This window comes from Yersinia canariae (assembly GCF_009831415.1).
Classification (GTDB): Bacteria; Pseudomonadota; Gammaproteobacteria; order Enterobacterales; family Enterobacteriaceae; genus Yersinia; species Yersinia canariae.
This window is the reverse complement of record NZ_CP043727.1, coordinates 3,265,824-3,284,763: the sequence shown is the minus strand read 5'-3', so window position 1 is coordinate 3,284,763 and position 18,940 is coordinate 3,265,824. Positions and strand designations below refer to the sequence as shown.

Here is an 18,940-nt window from a genome sequence, read left to right as displayed (position 1 = left end):
TTCTCCTTTATTAGGCTATTTTATTTGTCATTCTCTTTGATATTATTTTTCAGTATCAATATTTTCACCATCAATTTCCGGGGCTTTCTCCAATGGCAAGGTAAAATGGAAACTCGCTCCGCCGTCTTGACCTTTTTCCACCCAGATACGCCCGCCGTGTACATCAATAATGGCACGGCAAATGGCTAAACCCAAGCCCACCCCAGGAATTGCTGACTCTTTGTTACCACGAGAAAATTTATCAAAAATCAGTTGCTCTTGCCCCGCGGTGACCCCCGGGCCGTTATCCCAAACTTCGACATTCAGCCATTCACCTTGCACTGTGGCGCGAATCCCCAGTATTGCATCATAACCGGCGTATTTATGGGCATTTTCCAAGAGATTAATAAACACGCGCTCCAGCAAGCTGCCATCACAATTTATCAGCACCATTTCATCGGGTAGCTCGACACGAATGTGGTGGTGATTTAGCGTCGTTTCCAGCATATGTAAGGCGCTGCCGACAATTTCTTCCAACGACTGCCATTCTTTGCGCAGATTAAAACCGCCAGATTGGATGCGGGCCATGTCCAGCAAATTGTTCACCAGCCGGGTTGTGCTTAATACTTGCTGGCGAATTTGGTTCGCTTGTGGCGCATGGCGTGAACCTTCGGCGGCCAGATCCAGTGTCAAGATTTCAGCCTGACCAAATAACACTGTCAGCGGGGTACGTAAATCATGGGAGAGCGCGGCCAGCAAGGAGTTGCGTAGCTGCTCGCGTTCCGCATCCAGTTTTGCCAATTCGGCGCTGCGGGCCAAATGTAACCTTTCCAAGGCATTGGCAATCAAACTGGTAAAGGTTTGCAGCAAGCGCTGCTGCTCGGGCACCATTAACTGTCGCAGGTTAGCCGGTTCAATCACCAGCACCCCGTAAGTTTGCTGTGATGCAGTGATCGGCAGTAATTGATAAGGCACTCCCGGCAAGGTGTCTGTACCGGCTCCAGCAGGGGCTCCTTTGTCAAAGCTCCAGCGGGCAATGGCCTCGTCAACAGAAAGCGCGCCGCCTTCGTCGGTGGTGATTTGTTGCAAATGCCCATCTTCTTGCGGCAACAGCAAGTCAGTTTTAGCTTGAAAACTACTGGAAAGGAAATGACGGCTGGTTTTGGCAATATCCGCCGGAGTGAGGGCGCGGCTTAATCCGCGTGACATTTCATACAGATGCCTGGCTCGCTGCTCTCGATAGCGGGCAATTCTGGCTTGATAACGCACACCGGCAGTTAAGTTACCCACCACGATACCGACAATCAGCATGACACCAAATGTCAGCAGATATTGCATGTCAGTGACCGCCAGTGACCAGTGCGGTTGGACAAAAAACAGATCAAAACTGGCAACATTGATAAATGCGGCCAAGACTGAAGGCCAGCGGCCATAAAACAGCGCAATAATCACGACGCCGAGCAGATAAACCATCACCAGGTTAGCTTGGTCGAATCCTGGTATTAGCCACTGTGATAATATGGTGATCAGCGCACACAAGCCGATGGCCACAGCACAGCCACGTAATTGCATGCGCCATTTTTCAGTGAAAGTGCGCGAGTCTGTCTCTTTGACTGCATTGGCCGGGTTATCGCCCTCCAGCGCAATAATTACCAAGTCTAAATCTGGCCCAAGTTTCCCCAGGCGATCGGCAAAACTGCCACGTAATTTCCAGTGTTTCTCTGCGCGGCGACCAATAATAATTTTGCCCAAATTATGTTCGCGCGCGTAGCGTAATATCGCCTGTTCTTCACTGGGCTCCGATAGGGTCGCGGTTTCAGCCCCTAGCTCTTGTGCCAGTTTGAGGGTGCGCAATATTGCGCGACGTTTGGCTTCTGGCAAGCGGTGTAGCCGTGGAGTTTCAACATAAACCGCATGCCAGATGCATCCCAGCCGCGCCGCCAGTCGGGCTGCTGTTCGCACCAGTTTTTCATTGCCGCTGTTGTGGCCGATACACAATAATATGGCATCCCGAGTGTGCCAGACGCGCTCGCGTCCTTGAGTGTCGCGAAAGGCGCGCATCTGGTCGTCAACCCGATCCGCGGTGCGGCGCAGGGCCAATTCGCGCAGTGCAATCAAATTCCCTTTGCGGAAAAAGTGCTCAATAGCGCGTTCTGCTTGCCCAGGAATATACACTTTCCCCTCATTGAGGCGTTGGCGTAGGTCATCAGGGGGAAGATCGACCAAGACCACTTCCGTGGCCGCATCAAACATATGGTCGGGTACCGTTTCCCGCACCCGAATGCCGGTTACGCCGCCGACCACATCATTCAAACTTTCCAAATGTTGCACATTTATCGTGGTCAGTACATCAATGCCGGCATCCAGCAGCTCTTCAACATCTTGCCAGCGTTTTGGATGGCGCGAGCCATGAGCATTACTGTGGGCCAGTTCATCCATAAGGATCAGTGCTGGATGGCGGGCGAGGGCGGCATCCAAATCAAACTCGCGTACCTGACGATTACGGTGATGAATCCGCTTTTGTGGCAAAATTGCCAGCCCTTCCAGCAATGCAGCGGTTTCACTGCGACCGTGAGTTTCTACCACCCCAACTAATACATCCAGCCCTTGCGCCCGTAGGCGCTGGGCTTCTTGTAGCATGGCGTAGGTTTTACCCACCCCAGCGCAAGCCCCAAAAAAGACTTTTAGCCGACCACGGGATTTTTCATTCGCGACCGCAAGCAGGCTGTCGGGGGTTGGGCGGGTTGGTTCTGCATCCACCATGTTATGTCCTTAAGATTTTGCCGGGTTAGCCGGAGCTTTCACGTGACTTTGGGCATCCAGCGCCATATTCAGGTTAAGCACGTTGACCACGGATTCACCAAAGAAATTAGGCGTCGCTTTTTGTATATTGTTATCAATTAACTGTTTCACCTCAGACAGCGGCATCTGGCGGATGCTAGCAATGCGGGGCGCTTGATAATAGGCCGCTTCCAGTGAAATTTGCGGATCAAGGCCACTGGCGGAAGCAGTTACCAGGTCAACCGGCACCGGCCCAGTTTGCGTCGGGTTTGCCTGACGCAGTAATTTAATGCGTTCGCTAATCGTTTTATCCAGATTCGGGTTACTAATAGCCAAATTGCTACCACCAGAGGCCATTGAATTATAAGGCATATCGGAGGTTGCTGATGGGCGACTGGCAAAATAACCCGGTTGAGTAAAATTTTGGCCGATCAAGCTGGAGCCGACCACTTCGTCACCCAACATCACCAGTGAGCCATTCGCTTGTGTTGAAAACATCAGTTTTGCCAACCCGGTTGTCAGCAAAGGATAAGCTATCCCGGTGATAAGTGTCAGTAATATCAGTAAAACCAATGCTGGGCGCAGGTAGGGCATGCGTGTTGTTGATGACATATTCGTAGTCGATGACATCTTTTATTACCTCAATTTGGGGCTTGTCACTGGCCACGACCAAAGGTGGTAGTGGCCATTGTTAATGTTTTTTATCAGTCGGTTAACTCATTATCAACGCGGTTAGCACCAGGTCGATGAGCTTGATACCCACAAAAGGCACCAGTAAACCGCCTAAACCGTAAATCCACAGATTGCGGCGCAGCAGCGCGGCGGCACTCATCGCTTTGTAACTGACGCCTTTTAGAGCCAATGGAATCAGAAACACAATCACCAGCGCATTAAAGATAACTGCGGACAATATTGCCGAGGCCGGTGAGTGTAACTGCATCACATTCAGGGCGTTGAGCTGCGGGTAAGTCGCGGCAAACGCTGCCGGAATAATGGCAAAATATTTGGCGACGTCGTTGGCGATACTAAAGGTGGTCAATGAGCCACGGGTCATCAACATTTGCTTGCCGATATGCACCACTTCAATCAATTTGGTCGGGTTAGAGTCCAAATCGACCATATTTCCCGCCTCTTTGGCGGCTTGTGTCCCTGAGTTCATTGCCACGGCGACATCAGCCTGTGCCAGTGCTGGCGCGTCGTTGGTGCCGTCGCCTGTCATTGCCACCAGCCGACCTTCGGCCTGATATTGACGAATCAAGGCCAGTTTGGCTTCTGGTGTGGCCTCGGCCAGAAAATCATCAACCCCAGCTTCAGCGGCAATAGCGGCCGCTGTTAGGCGGTTGTCACCGGTGATCATCACGGTCTTAATGCCCATTTTGCGCAGTTCAGCAAAACGTTCTTTAATACCGCCTTTAACAATATCTTTCAGGGCGACGACACCCAATACACGCGGGCCATCGGCAACAACTAATGGCGTCCCGCCGGTGCGGGCCACACTTTCCACCGCATCTTCTACCGCTCGGGGGAAATGCCCCTGATTGGATTCCACATGACGGCGAATTGCATCGACCGCACCTTTGCGAATCATTCGGTCTTGTATATTCACGCCGCTCATGCGGGTTTGTGCTGAGAAGGGCACAAAGGTGGCATTCAAGCTGTGTAAGTCGCGTTCGCGCAAGTTAAAGCGCTGTTTCGCCAGCACCACAATACTGCGGCCTTCCGGTGTTTCGTCGGCCAGTGATGAGAGCTGTGCGGCATCCGCCAGTTGTTGTTCAGTAACACCCGGCGCAGGCAAGAATTCTGATGCCTGGCGGTTACCCAGCGTGATGGTGCCGGTTTTGTCCAGCAGCAGCACATCGACGTCACCGGCGGCTTCGACGGCGCGCCCGCTGGTGGCTATCACATTGGCCCCTAACATGCGGCTCATCCCGGCAACCCCAATGGCAGACAGCAACCCGCCGATGGTGGTGGGGATCAAGCAAACCAGCAACGCGACCAATACGGTGATGGTGACGGGAGAGCCGGCCTGATTAGCTTCAACACTGAAAACCGAAAAAGGATACAAAGTCGCGGTTGCCAGTAAAAAGACGATGGTCAGCGCCACCAGTAAAATGGTTAATGCGACTTCATTTGGGGTTTTGCGGCGTTTCGCGCCTTCAACCATCGCTATCATGCGGTCGAGAAAAGTTTCGCCGGGGTTAACACTGCACTCGACCACCAGCCAGTCAGACAGAACCCGGGTTCCGCCTGTTACAGAGGAGAAGTCACCACCGGATTCACGGATTACCGGCGCAGACTCACCGGTAATGGCACTTTCATCCACTGACGCGCCGCCCTCCAGCACTTCACCATCACACGGCACGATGTCGCCAGCTTCAATGAGCACCAAGTCACCTTTGCGCAGACTGTCGGCAGAGACTTTAGCTTGTGGCGCATCAAAGCGGGCTTCTGATAGTTTTTTTGCCCAACTGGTTTTTTTCACGCCGCGCAGACTTTCGGCCTGTGCTTTACTGCGCCCCTCGGCCAATGCTTCGGCAAAGTTGGCAAACAGCACCGTAAACCACAGCCACAGTGCGACATTGCCGGTAAACATGGCACTGCCAGCCGTTTGGCCGCTTAATATGGCCAGCCAAATCAGGGTGGTCAGCCCACTGCCCAGAAACACCACGAACATCACCGGATTACGCCACTGAACACGCGGGTCCAGTTTCTTTATGGCGTCAAGAAGCGCAGTGCGAACCAGTGCGGGCTCAAAAATTGCGCGTTGTTTGCGAGTCATAGTCATTCTCTCGTTAATGGGTTAACCAAACTTGCAGATGTTCGGCGACCGGCCCTAAGGCCAGCGCTGGGATAAAGGTCAATGCGCCCACCAATAATATGGTGCCCACCAGCAAGCCGATGAACAGAGGGCCTGATGTGGGAAGGGTGCCGTTGCCAGCCGGTTGCCGCTTTTTCGCTACCAAGGAACTGGCAATTGCCAACACCGGCAAAATCACCCCGAATCGGCCCAAGAACATCGCCGCTGCCAGTAACAGGTTGTAAAACGGTGTATTGACACTCAGGCCAGCAAAGGCGCTGCCGTTGTTATTGGCCGCAGATGAGAGTGCGTAAAGCACTTCGCTAAATCCATGCGCACCGGGATTGAGTATTCCTGCGCGTCCGGCATCGGTGCAAAGTGCCAGTGCGGTACCCAACAGCACGATAGCTGGCGTGACCAGAATGGCCAGCGCGGTCATTTTCATATCAAATACGTCAATTTTCTTGCCGAGATATTCAGGAGTGCGGCCAATCATCAACCCGGCAATAAAGACAGTTAGCAGCACGAACAACAACATGCCGTACAAACCTGAGCCGACGCCGCCAAACACCACTTCACCAATCTGCATTAACCACATGGGAACCATGCCGCCCAGAGCAGTAAAGGAGTCATGCATAGCATTAACCGCCCCGCAAGATGCAGCCGTGGTGACTACGGCATACATGCTGGTCGCCAGAATACCGAAGCGGGATTCCTTGCCCTCCATATTGATATTGCTGTCGGCACCCAACGGCATTAAATGCGGATTACCGGCCAATTCGGCGTACATCACGACGACCACCGCCACAATAAAAATCAGCGACATAGCCCAGATAAGCGCATGGCCCTGGCGGTTATCTCCGACCACTTGGCCAAATGAAAAACACAATGCGCAGGGGATCAGGAAGATAGCGAGCATCTGCACAAAGTTGCTAAATGCTGTCGGGTTTTCAAAAGGATGCGCTGAGTTAGCACCAAAGAATCCGCCACCATTGGTTCCCAGTAGTTTTATGGCTTCTTGTGATGCCACAGGCCCCATTGGTAAGGTCTGTTTCACACCTTCCAATGTGGTGATATGCAGGTAGCTGTCCAGATTTTGCAATACGCCCTGACTGACGAAAATCAGTGCGATGATCAGTGCCATCGGCAATAAGACATATAACGTAATGCGCACCAAATCGACCCAGGCATTACCCAATGTAGTCGCTGAGTGACGGGCAAATGCACGGATCAGTGCAAAAGCGACCGCAATGCCAGTGGCAGCAGAGAGGAAATTTTGTACTGTCAGGCCGGCCATTTGACTGAGATAACTAAGGGTATTTTCCCCGCTATAAGCTTGCCAGTTAGTGTTAGTGACAAAACTAACCGCTGTATTCAGCGCCAGATGCCATGACATTCCCGGCATGTTTTCCGGATTCAGGGGCAATGAACCTTGCATCATTAACAACGCGAATAGCAGCACAATGCCCAGCAAATTAAACAGGAGAATGGCCAGCGCATATTGCCAGCCGTTCATTTCTTCATTTTTTACACCGCTGCAACGCCATAAACCGGCCTCGATTTTTTGCAATGGCAAGAAGGGTTCGCCTTCAATAAGACGCGCCAAAAAGCTCCCCAAAGGACGGGACAACACCAATAACACCAGCATGAAGCTGGCGATAAGCAGGAATCCTGATGCCGCCATTTAAAAGTCCTCCGCATTAAATAAGGCATAAACCAGATAGCCCAGAAGCAGCAGAACTAGTAGCGCACCACAAATGATGCTGACACTCACGATATACCTCCACAGGTCTTATTTTTGATAACCCAGCTTTTGCTAACCAAGTTTGATAATCAGGTTTTTGTTAACAACAGCTTAGGAAGTTGTAAGAAAAGTTCTTGATAAAAAAACGGGGGGAGGTGTAAAAAAAGTATAAAAACGCTCAAAATATAATCAAAAAATGCGTGTAAATTAGCCAGTCTAAGCTGGTAGTATTAAATTGATTTAGTTAGACGGGTATTTCCTTGGCGAATACATTCAGTTTTCTAATTCACAAATACCCAGCAACTCCAGTGCAACACATTATAAAGTTGACTTAACTTTTCCGTAACAAAATTACGGAATTGGTGTTTTTTTTCTACTTTTAATGCGATCTAGTGGTCGGATGAGTGGTAAAGTTTCAACCAATGCGGTAAAATTTTGTCCAGTTTCCAATTTTGTTTATTTTCAACGCCACGCGGTAATCGGGTCACAGTTAATTAGGGCTAGCGGTTGCATGAAGGCGTTTTAAAGGAGGATTATTATGACCATGTATAATGCATATCCATTACATCAGGTTATTTTGCGTCGTATTACCGTGATTTTGGTGGGCTTCTTGGCGCTACCTGTCATGCTTTTTCGCAGGGACCGCGCCCGCTTTTACAGCTATCTGCACCGTGTCTGGGTAAAAACCAGTGATAAACCGGTCTGGTTGGCACAGTCTGAAATGGCACCGCAAGATTTTTATTGATTGCTAAACTATCAGGTTTACAACAGTAAATTGCAGTAAAGTGAAAGGCCCATGAGTTAATGCTCATGGGCCTTTTTTATGGGCTGATGGAGAATGAAATGCCGCAAAGCAATCAGGTGATGCCAAGTCTTGAATATTGCCGCGCACGTGATGAACTTGAAGCACTCAGTGCCGCGGGGATAACTCGTGGCAAATTGATGGAGTTTCATAGCCGATATAAATTGGTGCTGTTAGCGCATTCGCAGCCAGAATACCGAGAAATAGGGCCTTTTATTGCGGAAATGGATAAATGGCCATCACTCATTGAGTTTACCGCCGAGTATCGCCAGCGGTTACTGCATTTACTCTCGCACTCACCCACGGCGGCTAACCATACCAATGTGTTAATGCATGTGCAGGGCTATTTTCGGCCTTATCTCACCTCGACCCAGCGTCAGGCATTAGCGCAACTGATTGACGAATACCGCTTAGGCGAGTTGCCGCTCAGTGTCCCTATCGGCCAGATAACAGCGTATTTGCATGAATTTCCAAATGATTATTTGGCGGGGCAGCAATATTTTACTTTTTATTCAGAGCAAGGATAGGGCATGGCAACGCATCTTGTTTGGTTCCGCAATGATTTACGCCTAACCGATAACCTGGCGCTGCATGCAGCATGTCAGGACCCGCAAGCGACAGTGATTGCCGTGTTTATTGCTACACCAGCGCAATGGGCTGCGCATGATATGGCACCACGGCAGGCGGCATTTTTACTGCAAAATCTACAGCTAATGCGGGATGCACTCACTGCGCGAGAAATTCCGTTGCACTATCATCAGTGTGATGATTTTCAGGATTCAATTATCTGGCTGGATGATTTTTGTCAGCAGCAACAAGTGGATGCACTGTTTTATAACCAACAGTATGAATTGAATGAACGTGTCCGCGATGAAGCATTGATGGCACAATTGAGTCAGCGCGCTATCGCCTGTCACGGCTTTCATGACAGCGTGTTATTGCCGCCGGGCAGTGTCCTGACCGGTAATCATGAAATGTATAAAGTTTTTACACCATTTCGCCGTGCATTTATTCAGCGCTTAATGATGAGTGATTGCGGTAGTGTACCTGCGCCGAAACCCCGTACAACCTCGGCCATTACCCCATTGCAACCTTTGGCGCCGTTCGATTATCCGCAACAGCCGGTCGACAATCTGTTATTCCCGGCGGGTGAAGAGGCGGCGCTACAGCGCTTGCGCAGTTTCTGCCGCGAGGATGTTCAAGACTATCAACAACAGCGCGATTTTCCTGCTATCGCGGGCACCAGTTGCCTGTCACCTTATTTGGCGCTGGGGATTCTTTCACCCCGTCAATGTGTTAATCGCCTACGAGCTGAATGTCCAGATGTGTTGGAAAAGGTCGAGGGCGGGGCCTTTATTTGGCTTAATGAATTGATCTGGCGCGAATTTTATCGCCATTTACTGGTAGCTTATCCTCGGTTATGCCAGCATCATCCCTTTATTGGCTGGACTGATGCAGTAATATGGAATCACTCAGAACAGCAATTAATCGCCTGGCAGCATGGGCTAACAGGTTATCCTATTGTCGACGCCGCAATGCGCCAGCTAAATGAAACAGGCTGGATGCATAACCGTTTGCGGATGATCAGCGCCAGCTTTTTGGTCAAAGACTTGCTGATCGACTGGCGAAAAGGCGAGCGTTATTTTATGTCGCAATTATTAGACGGTGATTTAGCCGCTAATAATGGTGGTTGGCAATGGGCCGCATCAACCGGAACGGATGCCGCGCCTTATTTTCGTATTTTTAATCCCACCACGCAGGGAGAGCGTTTTGATAATGACGGCGTTTTTATTCGCAGGTGGTTACCAGAATTGGCGGCGGTACCGGATAGTGACATTCATCAGCCATGGCGTTGGGCCGAACGGCAACAGCAACAATTGGATTACCCACCACCGCTGGTGGACCATAAGCAGGCCAGATTGGCTACACTCGCGGCATTTGAAGCCGCTAAGCGGGATGGCAGCAAGGATCCCTAATCACCAGGAGCCTTCATGTTTTTGACATATATTTCGACTCAACCGGCATTATCCAACAGCAGTATCAACAGCAAAAAATATCGTCGCGGGTTGTTTACGGCCGGCTTAGTCTGTTCTTTTAGCCTCTATAGTGCGTCGGCTGCGGCGGGTTTTGAAGTGGTGGCGCTTGGGGTAGACGGCGGTGTCAGTGATGGTAACCTGACTTCTTACCTGATTCGTGATGATAGCCAGCCGGTATATTTGGCGCTTGATGCCGGCTCAGTGCTTCCGGGGATAGCTAAAGCATTGGAGAAAGGCGGTTTTTCTGATATTACGGATGAAGTCGCCGCGCCGCTGACACGGCAGGGATATATTTTTCGTCAGCGGATTAACAGCTATTTTATTAGTCACGCCCATCTTGACCATGTCTCGGGCCTGATTATTGGTTCGCCGGAAGACAGCAAAAAAACTATTTATGCATCAGCCGATACTATCGATGTGCTGAGAAACTACTATTTTAACTGGCGTGTCTGGCCCAATTTTACGGACAGTGGTAGTGGCACGCGTTTGGGAACTTACCGGATGCAACTGGTGCGCCCGGCCCAATCATTAAGTTTGGGGCTGACCCGTTTAACCGGCGAGATGTACCCCTTAAGCCATGATAAATCGCCTTCTTCAATGCTGCTTATTAGCAGTAACAATGCGGCTTTTGCCTATTTTGGTGATACTGGCCCGGATGAAATCGAAAAATCGAAAAATCTGGATACGGTGTGGCGTAAATTGGCAGAAAAGGTCAAACAGCAGCAGTTGAAAGGGATCATTATTGAAGTTTCGTATCCGAACGAAGTGGATGATGGCAAGTTGTATGGACACATGACGCCCAAGTGGTTGTTGAAAGAATTGAAGAATCTTGAGAAATACAGCGGTGAAGGCCAGCCGCTAAAAGATTTGCCGGTGGTCATCAGCCATATTAAACCGTCATTCCGGCAGGGTCAGGATGTGCGAAAAGTGATTGCGACCGAGTTAGCTCAAGGTAATGATATGGGAGTTAATTTTATCCTTATGGAGCAAGGCGATAGCCAGAAATTCTAATATCCTCTTGGTACTTCAAGCCGCAGGTGGGCGGCCTACCTGCAACTCCAATTACTTTGGGTATATATCTTAATAAAATTAGTCGAAGAACATCTATTAGTGAGATGAATATAATGCGCAATACCGAACTCGAAACTCTACTCAATAATCAGCTGAATACCTCGGCTTTTCAAGACTATGCACCCAATGGTTTGCAGGTCGAGGGGCGCGAGGAAGTCCGGCGCATTGTCACCGGTGTCACGGCCAGCCAGGCGCTGCTGGATGCCGCCGTAGGACAACAGGCTGATGCCATTTTGGTACATCACGGTTATTTTTGGAAAAACGAACCTGTCGCCGTGCGGGGAATGAAGCGTAACCGTCTGAAAACGTTGCTCACTAATGATATTAATCTGTATGGATACCATTTGCCGTTGGATGCGCATCCTGAATTAGGCAATAACGCGCAACTGGCTAAATTACTGGGTATTCGGGTATTGGGAGAGATTGAATCCCTATTGCCCTACGGTGAGTTTGATGTGCCGTTAAATGCAGTTATTTTGCGTGAACGGCTGGAAACGTTATTAGAGCGCCCTGTTTTGCATTGCGGTGATTGTGCGCCAACTGATGTGCGCCGTATAGCGTGGTGTACTGGTGGGGGGCAAGGATATATTCAGCAAGCGGCTGAGTTTGGTGTTGATGCATTCATAACTGGCGAGGTTTCTGAGCAGACAATTCATATCGCCCGTGAGATGGGTGTGAATTTTTATGCGGCCGGGCATCATGCGACGGAGCGCTATGGCATTAAAGCGCTGGGTGAATGGCTCGCTACCCATCATCAACTTGATGTTATCTTTATTGATATTCCTAACCCAGCTTAACCCAATGTGACATTATGCACCGATGATGAGTTTCGGTGCATAATCTGCTGTCGTTATTCTCTTCACAAACATGCATTAAACCATACTTAAAACAAGGTTTTATCCCCTGCATAGCTATTAAAAATGCTCATCTGACTACGGTGGAATGATAAAACATCAATTTTAAGAATTTTTCCTCGCTTAATCCTGATTCTAAATAAGAAAAAATCGTGTTGTTCCCGCTATTTTTGTTAAAAAACCATAAAAATAAGCATTTATAGTGATTAATATTCGTCTTTTCACCGAGCTTAATGATTACTCACGGCTATTGGTTAATTCAGTTCTATTGACAGCGGCTAGGCGCTAACGCATAAATATAAGCTTATAGCGAGTATTTATATAAAAACAAAAGCAATAGGGGACAGGAGTGCAACGAGCGAGATGCTATTTATTGGGAGAAAGTGCGGTAGTTTTGGAGCTAGAACCGCCGGTAACATTAGCAAGTCAGCAACGGATTTGGGGTTTAGCTGATCGTCTAATTCATCATCCCGATGTCCTTGAAGCGATCCCCGGAATGAATAACCTGACTTTATTACTGACAGATCCACACAATACTGCGTTGGATGCCATTGAACGGCTGCAACACTGGTGGGAAGAGAGTGAGTCACTCATTCCTGAATCGCGTGATATCACTATTCCGGTGATTTATGGCGGTGACGCTGGGCCAGATTTGGCTGAAGTGGCGCGTTATACGGGAATGACTGAACGCGAGGTGGTTGAGTGCCATGCTCAGGCGAGTTATATCGTCTATTTTCTCGGTTTCCAGCCCGGTTTTTCATATCTAGGTGGGATGCCTGAACAACTGGCAACACCACGGCGCGCTGAGCCACGCTTGGTGGTTCCACCCGGTTCTGTCGGCATTGGTGGCAGCCAAACCGGCATTTATCCGTTGGCAACCCCGGGCGGTTGGCAGCTGATTGGCCGTACATCACTGGCATTATTTAATCCGCTAGAAATGCCGCCGACCTTACTGCGGCCTGGCGACAATGTGCGCTTCCTGCCCTTAAAGGAGGGCGTATGCTGAATATTATTCGTTCAGGTATTTATACCACTGTACAAGATAGCGGCCGCGGCGGTTTTCGCCGGTTAGGCATCAGTCAGGGCGGGGCGCTCGACTTACCGGCGATGCGCATGGCAAACATGCTGGTGGGGAATGATGCCGATGCCGCAGGGCTGGAAATTACACTAGGCCAATTTACCGCTGAATTTACCCAACCGGGCTGGATTGCCGTGACTGGCGCAGGTTGTGAGGCGATGCTGGGTAACCAACTGCTCTGGACTGGATGGCGCTATCCGGTCAAGCCGGGCCAACAGTTAAAACTCAATGTGCCGCACCGTGGGATGCGCAGTTATCTGGCGATTTCTGGCGGTATTGACGTGCCGGAAATGCTGGGTTCGCGTAGCACAGATTTAAAAGCGGGCTTTGGTGGCTATCAGGGGCGGCTGATTAAAGAAGGTGACAGCCTACCACTGGGCCAACCGACACGTTTGCCGCGTGAATCTGTTGGCATCAAACAGTTGTTATTTGGTAACCGTGTGCGGGCTGTTCAGGGGCCGGAATATCATGAGTTTGATGATGTTTCACAGGGCGCTTTCTGGCGTGAAGCCTGGCAACTTAGCCCACAAAGTAACCGGATGGGGTATCGGCTGACTGGGCGTGAGCTAACTCGCACCACTTCACGCGAGATGTTATCCCATGGTTTGTTACCTGGTGTGGTGCAAGTGCCGCATAACGGCCAACCCATCGCGCTGATGGCCGATGCGCAGACTACCGGCGGTTACCCGCGTATTGCCTGTGTTATCGAAGCAGATCTCTACCATTTAGCCCAAATTCGACTCGGCGAACCGGTGCATTTTATCCCTTGCACCGTCGAAGAAGCGCTCCGTGCCAAGTCAGAGCAACAACATTTCCTGCAACAGATTGAATGGGGTTTACAGAAAGGGTTTGATGCCACGGAGGCCAAATGAAGGTTGATTTAAATGCAGACTTAGGTGAAGGCTGTGCCAATGATAAGGCACTGTTGCAATTAGTCAGTTCAGCCAATATTGCCTGTGGTTTTCATGCCGGTGATGCGCAAACCATGCGCCAGTCGGTGCGCTGGGCTATTGAGTTTGGGGTTGCTATCGGCGCACACCCGAGCTTCCCAGATCGCGAGAATTTTGGTCGAACAGCTATGCAACTACCGCCCGAGACGGTTTATGCCCAAGTGGTTTACCAACTGGGGGCGCTGGCGGCCATTGTGAAAGCAGAGGGAGGCGTTATGCAACATGTGAAACCTCACGGCATGTTGTATAACCAGGCGGCACTTGACCCGCAACTGGCGGATGCTATTGCTCTGGCGGTCAAGGTTGTAGACCCGTCATTGCGGCTGGTTGGGCTGGCGGGCAGTGAATTGACTCGCGCCGGTGAACGCGCAGGTTTAGTCACCCGGCAGGAAGTGTTTGCCGATCGTCGCTATCAAGGTGATGGCACGTTAGTACCACGAAATCAGCCTGATGCCCTCATCGAAAGTGACGACCTGGCTTTGTCACAAACCTTGGCCATGGTGCAGCGTCATCAGGTTCAGGCTCGCGATGGCAGTTGGGTACCCGTGCAGGCAGACACTGTGTGCGTGCATGGCGATGGTGCCCATGCATTGAATTTTGCCCGCCGTTTACGTGATAGTTTTCGGCAGGAAAACATCACTGTCACCGCGCAATAATTAAACAATAACAGCATGTTCGGGTCATAAAAAACCATAACCGCCTGGCCCGGGTGGAATGACATCAAGATAAAAATCTATCGATAACACTATTTAAGGACAGGAGCGTCATCTTGGAACAAACGGTAAACCTTTGGCCGCTAATTGGTATCGCGGCGATTGTAATAGGATTTTTACTGCGCATAAACGCAGTTTTGGTGGTGATCAGTGCCGGGGTAATCACCGGATTGGCGGCACTTATGCCACTGGCCACCATTTTAGAAAACCTGGGCGAGGGTTTTCTTAACACCCGTAATTTGCCCTTGATTCTGTTACTGCCCTTGGCGGTTATTGGCCTGCTTGAACGCCATGGTCTGAAAGAGCGGGCGCAGGAATGGATTTCGCAAATTAAAAGCGCCACTTCAGGCCGTCTGCTGATTGTGTATCTGTTTGTGCGTGAAGCCACGGCGGCACTGGGCTTAACAAGTCTCGGTGGGCATGCGCAGATGGTGCGCCCGATGTTAGCCCCGATGGCGGAAGGTGCTGCCAAAATCCGTTATGGTGAGTTGCCGGAGAAAGTCCGTTATCGCCTGCGCGCGATGTCAGCGGCGACAGATAACGTTGGTTTATTCTTTGGTGAAGATATTTTTGTTGCCTTCGGCGCCATCATCTTTATGCACAACTTTATGCTGGAGTCCGGCGGTATCCAAACCGAACCGTTGCATATCGCGCTGTGGGGGATTCCGACGGCGATTTGTGCTTTTCTTATTCATGCTTTCCGCTTACAACGTTTGGATAAACATCTCGCTGCTGAATTAACGGCGCTGAATCAGTCTGCCCTGGCAAGCAAGGGAGATGCCCAATGATTTTCCAACAACAATATTTATACTGGTTGGCCGGTGTTGTTTTACTGATAGTTGCAGGGATGTCATTTCGAGATAAAGCTAACCCGCGCCGCATCACCACAGGGCTGTTTTGGGGGTTGTACGGACTGATTTTTCTGGTCGGGGACTGGACTTACCGCCTGGCAAACACATTGGCGGGTGAGGGGCCGGATGAGAAGCGAATTCTGCATATCATTGTCGGTGTGGTAGTCATCATCATGGCGTTGATCGCCGGTTTCGGTGGGGTAAAACTGGGAAGCTATCATCAGCGCACTGAGCAAGAGCGCGAAGTGAGCGCCAAGCGTTTGGGGAACAAGCTGTTTATTCCCGCACTGACCATTCCGGTTGTGACGGTTATCGGCGTACTGCTGTTTAATAACATTCCAGCGCTGGATTTGTGGTTATTTGGTAGCGGTAACCACGCCACGTTGGTGACCTTATTCTCAATGACTGTCGGCTGTGTGCTTGGCTTGCTGATTGCGGTGATAATGACCCACGAAACGGCCGCCCAACCGGTGCAGGAAGCTCGGCGTCTGCTGGACTCTATCGGCTGGGCATTTATCTTGCCGCAGATTCTGGCAACTCTTGGCCTGTTGTTTACCACTGCTGGTGTTGGGACGGCGATTGCCCACCTGACACAGGAATATCTGGCCGTTGATCATCGCTTTATCGCAGTGGCAGTCTATGCTATTGGCATGGCGGTGTTAACGATGATAATGGGCAATGCATTTGCGGCTTTCCCTATTGTCACCGCCGGTATTGGTATTCCCATTTTAGTGTTGCAGCATGGTGGTAACCCCGCGGTTATGGCTGCTATCGGGATGTTCTCTGGCTATTGCGGTACTCTAATGACTCCGATGGCTGCCAATTTTAACATTGTTCCTGCGGCATTATTGGAACTGCCGGATAAAAATGCAGTGATCAAAGCCCAGATCCCAACCGGGATTACTCTTTTGATTGTTAACGTATTTTTACTGTATTTCCTGATGTTCCTCTAGGAGAGGCGATGAGAAGTGTATTAATTACCGGGTTTGAGCCATTTGGCGGCGAAAGGGTGAATCCCTCTTGGGAAGTGGTTAAAAAACTCAATGATCTTATGCTAGGCGGAGTCAAAGTGGTCGCCCGTCAGTTACCTTGTGCTTTTGGAGAGGCGCTGGTTGCCCTGAATGCCGCTATTGATGAAATTCAGCCGGTACTGGTGTTGGCCATTGGTCAGGCGGGTGGACGTGCTGATATTAGTATCGAACGGGTTGCAATTAATATCGATGATGCCCGCATTGCGGATAACTTGGGTAATCAGCCGGTAGATCAGCCAATCGTAGAAAATGGCCCGGCGGCTTACTTTACCCGTTTACCTATCAAGGCCATGGTGCAGGGTATTCGCGAGGCAGGGATCCCAGCCTCGGTGTCCCAGACTGCCGGAACCTATGTTTGTAACCATGTTATGTACGGGTTATTGCATCGGTTATATCAGGCTAATGATGAAGTTAAGGGCGGTTTTATTCATATCCCTTATTTACCTGAACAAGCGGTAAATCATCCAGGCGCGCCAAGTATGGCAGAGCACTCCGTGGTGATAGCTTTGGAATTGGCAATCTCGATTGCATTGCAAATTGATCACGACTTGCATATTTCAGGTGGCGCAATTCACTGATTTAACAATAAAAAACGCCACCGGAAAGGTGGCGTTTTACGATTAAACAGAAAATTCAATCTACTTATTTCTTCAACTGGCTCTTAAAGTCGCGCTCTGCATAACCGGTATAAAGCTGACGTGGACGGGCAATTTTGATGCCGTCATCGTGCATTTCATTCCAGTGAGCAATCCAGCCGATAGTACGGGCGATAGCAAAAATCACGGTGAACATGGAGGACGGAATACCCAATGCTTTCAGGATGATACCTGAATAGAAATCGACGTTTGGATACAACTTTCTCTCGATGAAGTAAGGGTCGTTCAGCGCGATATGTTCTAACTCCATCGCCACTTTCAACAGGTCGTCTTCCAGTTTTAACTCTTTCAACACTTCATGGCAGGTTTCACGCATTACTGTCGCGCGTGGGTCGTGGTTTTTATACACACGGTGACCGAAGCCCATCAAGCGGAATGAATCGTTTTTATCTTTCGCGCGGCGGATAAATTCTGGAATGTGCTCAACCGTTTTAATCTCTTCCAGCATCTTCAGGCAGGCTTCGTTTGCACCGCCGTGAGCAGGGCCCCACAGAGATGCAATACCTGCGGCGATACAGGCAAACGGGTTCGCGCCAGAAGAGCCGGCAGTACGAACCGTCGAGGTTGATGCGTTTTGCTCATGGTCGGCGTGCAGGATGAAAATACGGTCCATTGCGCGTTCCAACACCGGGTTAACTTCATATTCTTCGCATGGGGTAGAAAACATCATGCGCAGGAAGTTACCGGCATAGGACAGATCATTGCGCGGATAAACAAACGGCTGGCCGATAGAGTATTTGTAACACATCGCGGCGACCGTCGGCATTTTAGACAGCAGACGGAAGGCGGTGATTTCACGATGCCGCTCGTTATTGACATCCAGTGCATCATGGTAGAAAGCGGCCAGCGCACCGGTTACGCCGCATAATACCGCCATCGGATGTGAGTCGCGGCGGAATCCGCGGAACAGGCTGGTTATCTGCTCGTGGATCATGGTGTGGCGGGTGACTGTTGCTTTGAAGGTTTCATACTCTTCTGCAGTGGGAGTTTCGCCGTATAACAGAATGTAGCAAACCTCCAGATAAGTAGAGTTTTTTGCTAATTGATCAATAGGATAGCCACGGTGCAGCAGAATCCCTTCATCACCGTCGATAAACGTGATTTTTGATTCGCAGGATGCGGTAGAGGTAAACCCGGGGTCATAGGTAAAATACCCTTTGGAACCTAAGGTGCGGACGTCGATCACGTCAGTGCCGAGAGTTGGGGATAAAACCCCCAGTTCGATCGCAGCTTCGCCTTCCAGATTTAGCGTCGCTTTTTTGTCAGCCATTTACAGTCTCCTTAGCGCTTATTTTAAAACCCCTAACAACCGAAATGTCTTAGAGGCCCAAGGGCCATCTCCTCATCAGCACTGCTCTGTTTTTCACTATAAAAACATGATTTAGGGTACAGAGTGTCTCGCCAATGCGGCCTGCAATCCGAGGGGCTGGATTGATGGTAACGTTACAAAGTTGTTAACGATTTGTCGGATACTTATAGTTTATGGTTCATTGCCTACGATATCTATGGGGATATTTTCTCAGTACACTGTTGCATAACTTAAGCTTATGGGGAAGTGTATCCGCAGACCTTTAGTGCATCATAGGGCTTATTTCTA

Annotated in this window: 17 protein-coding genes; 11 read left to right on the top strand and 6 right to left on the bottom strand. The window is 50.0% G+C overall.

The window, feature by feature from the left end; genetic code table 11:
- Positions 1-42: 42 nt before the first annotated feature.
- The 5 genes from kdpD to F0T03_RS21925 all read right to left on the bottom strand — a co-directional run bounded on the left by kdpD (position 43) and on the right by F0T03_RS21925 (position 7,331).
- The gene (gene kdpD, locus F0T03_RS15205) at positions 43-2,742 is read right to left on the bottom strand and encodes a two-component system sensor histidine kinase KdpD (protein ID WP_159679279.1); all 2,700 of its coding nucleotides are present in this window, start codon (positions 2,740-2,742) and stop codon (positions 43-45) included.
- A 9-nt stretch (positions 2,743-2,751) separates the two neighbouring features.
- Complete coding sequence (kdpC, locus tag F0T03_RS15200) at positions 2,752-3,390, bottom strand: potassium-transporting ATPase subunit KdpC (protein ID WP_162526963.1); 639 nt, start codon at positions 3,388-3,390, stop codon at positions 2,752-2,754.
- Between the two features lie 82 nt (positions 3,391-3,472).
- Entirely contained in the window at positions 3,473-5,539 is a 2,067-nt protein-coding gene (gene kdpB, locus F0T03_RS15195; protein WP_145554399.1) for a potassium-transporting ATPase subunit KdpB, read from the bottom strand.
- A gap of 13 nt (positions 5,540-5,552) precedes the next feature.
- Positions 5,553-7,241 carry a potassium-transporting ATPase subunit KdpA gene (kdpA, locus tag F0T03_RS15190; RefSeq protein WP_145554400.1) on the bottom strand — a complete coding sequence of 563 codons (1,689 nt, stop codon included), beginning with the start codon at positions 7,239-7,241 and terminating at the stop codon, positions 5,553-5,555.
- Complete coding sequence (locus F0T03_RS21925) at positions 7,242-7,331, bottom strand: K(+)-transporting ATPase subunit F (RefSeq protein ID WP_032819844.1); 90 nt, start codon at positions 7,329-7,331, stop codon at positions 7,242-7,244.
- Between the two features lie 508 nt (positions 7,332-7,839).
- Here F0T03_RS21925 and F0T03_RS15180 point away from each other — a divergent pair.
- The 11 genes from F0T03_RS15180 (at position 7,840) to pcp (ending at position 17,265) form a co-directional block, all read left to right on the top strand.
- Positions 7,840-8,046: a YbfA family protein gene (locus tag F0T03_RS15180; RefSeq protein WP_159679277.1), complete on the top strand. Its 207-nt coding sequence runs from the start codon at positions 7,840-7,842 to the stop codon at positions 8,044-8,046.
- 98 nt (positions 8,047-8,144) lie between these two features.
- Complete coding sequence (locus F0T03_RS15175) at positions 8,145-8,630, top strand: YbgA family protein (protein WP_159679275.1); 486 nt, start codon at positions 8,145-8,147, stop codon at positions 8,628-8,630.
- A 3-nt stretch (positions 8,631-8,633) separates the two neighbouring features.
- A complete protein-coding gene (gene phrB, locus F0T03_RS15170; RefSeq protein WP_159679273.1) occupies positions 8,634-10,079 on the top strand; it encodes a deoxyribodipyrimidine photo-lyase in 1,446 nt (481 codons plus the stop codon).
- Between the two features lie 15 nt (positions 10,080-10,094).
- On the top strand, positions 10,095-11,150 hold the full coding sequence (locus F0T03_RS15165; protein WP_162526962.1) for an MBL fold metallo-hydrolase: 1,056 nt from the start codon (positions 10,095-10,097) through the stop codon (positions 11,148-11,150).
- A gap of 113 nt (positions 11,151-11,263) precedes the next feature.
- Complete coding sequence (locus tag F0T03_RS15160; RefSeq protein WP_159679271.1) at positions 11,264-12,007, top strand: type 2 GTP cyclohydrolase I; 744 nt, start codon at positions 11,264-11,266, stop codon at positions 12,005-12,007.
- Between the two features lie 406 nt (positions 12,008-12,413).
- Entirely contained in the window at positions 12,414-13,070 is a 657-nt protein-coding gene (gene pxpB / locus F0T03_RS15155; RefSeq protein ID WP_145554405.1) for a 5-oxoprolinase subunit PxpB, read from the top strand.
- Positions 13,064-14,014, top strand: coding sequence for a 5-oxoprolinase subunit PxpC (gene pxpC, locus F0T03_RS15150; protein WP_145554406.1), 951 nt, complete (start codon positions 13,064-13,066; stop codon positions 14,012-14,014). Before pxpB ends, pxpC begins: the two co-directional genes overlap by 7 nt.
- Entirely contained in the window at positions 14,011-14,748 is a 738-nt protein-coding gene (pxpA, locus tag F0T03_RS15145) for a 5-oxoprolinase subunit PxpA (RefSeq protein ID WP_159679269.1), read from the top strand. Before pxpC ends, pxpA begins: the two co-directional genes overlap by 4 nt.
- Positions 14,749-14,861: 113 nt before the next feature.
- Entirely contained in the window at positions 14,862-15,593 is a 732-nt protein-coding gene (locus F0T03_RS15140; RefSeq protein ID WP_159679267.1) for a DUF969 domain-containing protein, read from the top strand.
- Positions 15,590-16,609 carry a DUF979 domain-containing protein gene (locus F0T03_RS15135; RefSeq protein ID WP_159679265.1) on the top strand — a complete coding sequence of 340 codons (1,020 nt, stop codon included), beginning with the start codon at positions 15,590-15,592 and terminating at the stop codon, positions 16,607-16,609. The genes F0T03_RS15140 and F0T03_RS15135 overlap by 4 nt, the downstream gene beginning before the upstream one ends.
- A gap of 8 nt (positions 16,610-16,617) precedes the next feature.
- Positions 16,618-17,265, top strand: a complete 648-nt coding sequence (gene pcp / locus F0T03_RS15130; RefSeq protein WP_145554410.1) for a pyroglutamyl-peptidase I — start codon at positions 16,618-16,620, stop codon at positions 17,263-17,265.
- A 64-nt stretch (positions 17,266-17,329) separates the two neighbouring features.
- On the opposite strand, the gene F0T03_RS15125 is transcribed toward pcp, so the two are convergent.
- Positions 17,330-18,613: a citrate synthase gene (locus F0T03_RS15125; protein ID WP_145554411.1), complete on the bottom strand. Its 1,284-nt coding sequence runs from the start codon at positions 18,611-18,613 to the stop codon at positions 17,330-17,332.
- Positions 18,614-18,940: the final 327 nt, after the last annotated feature.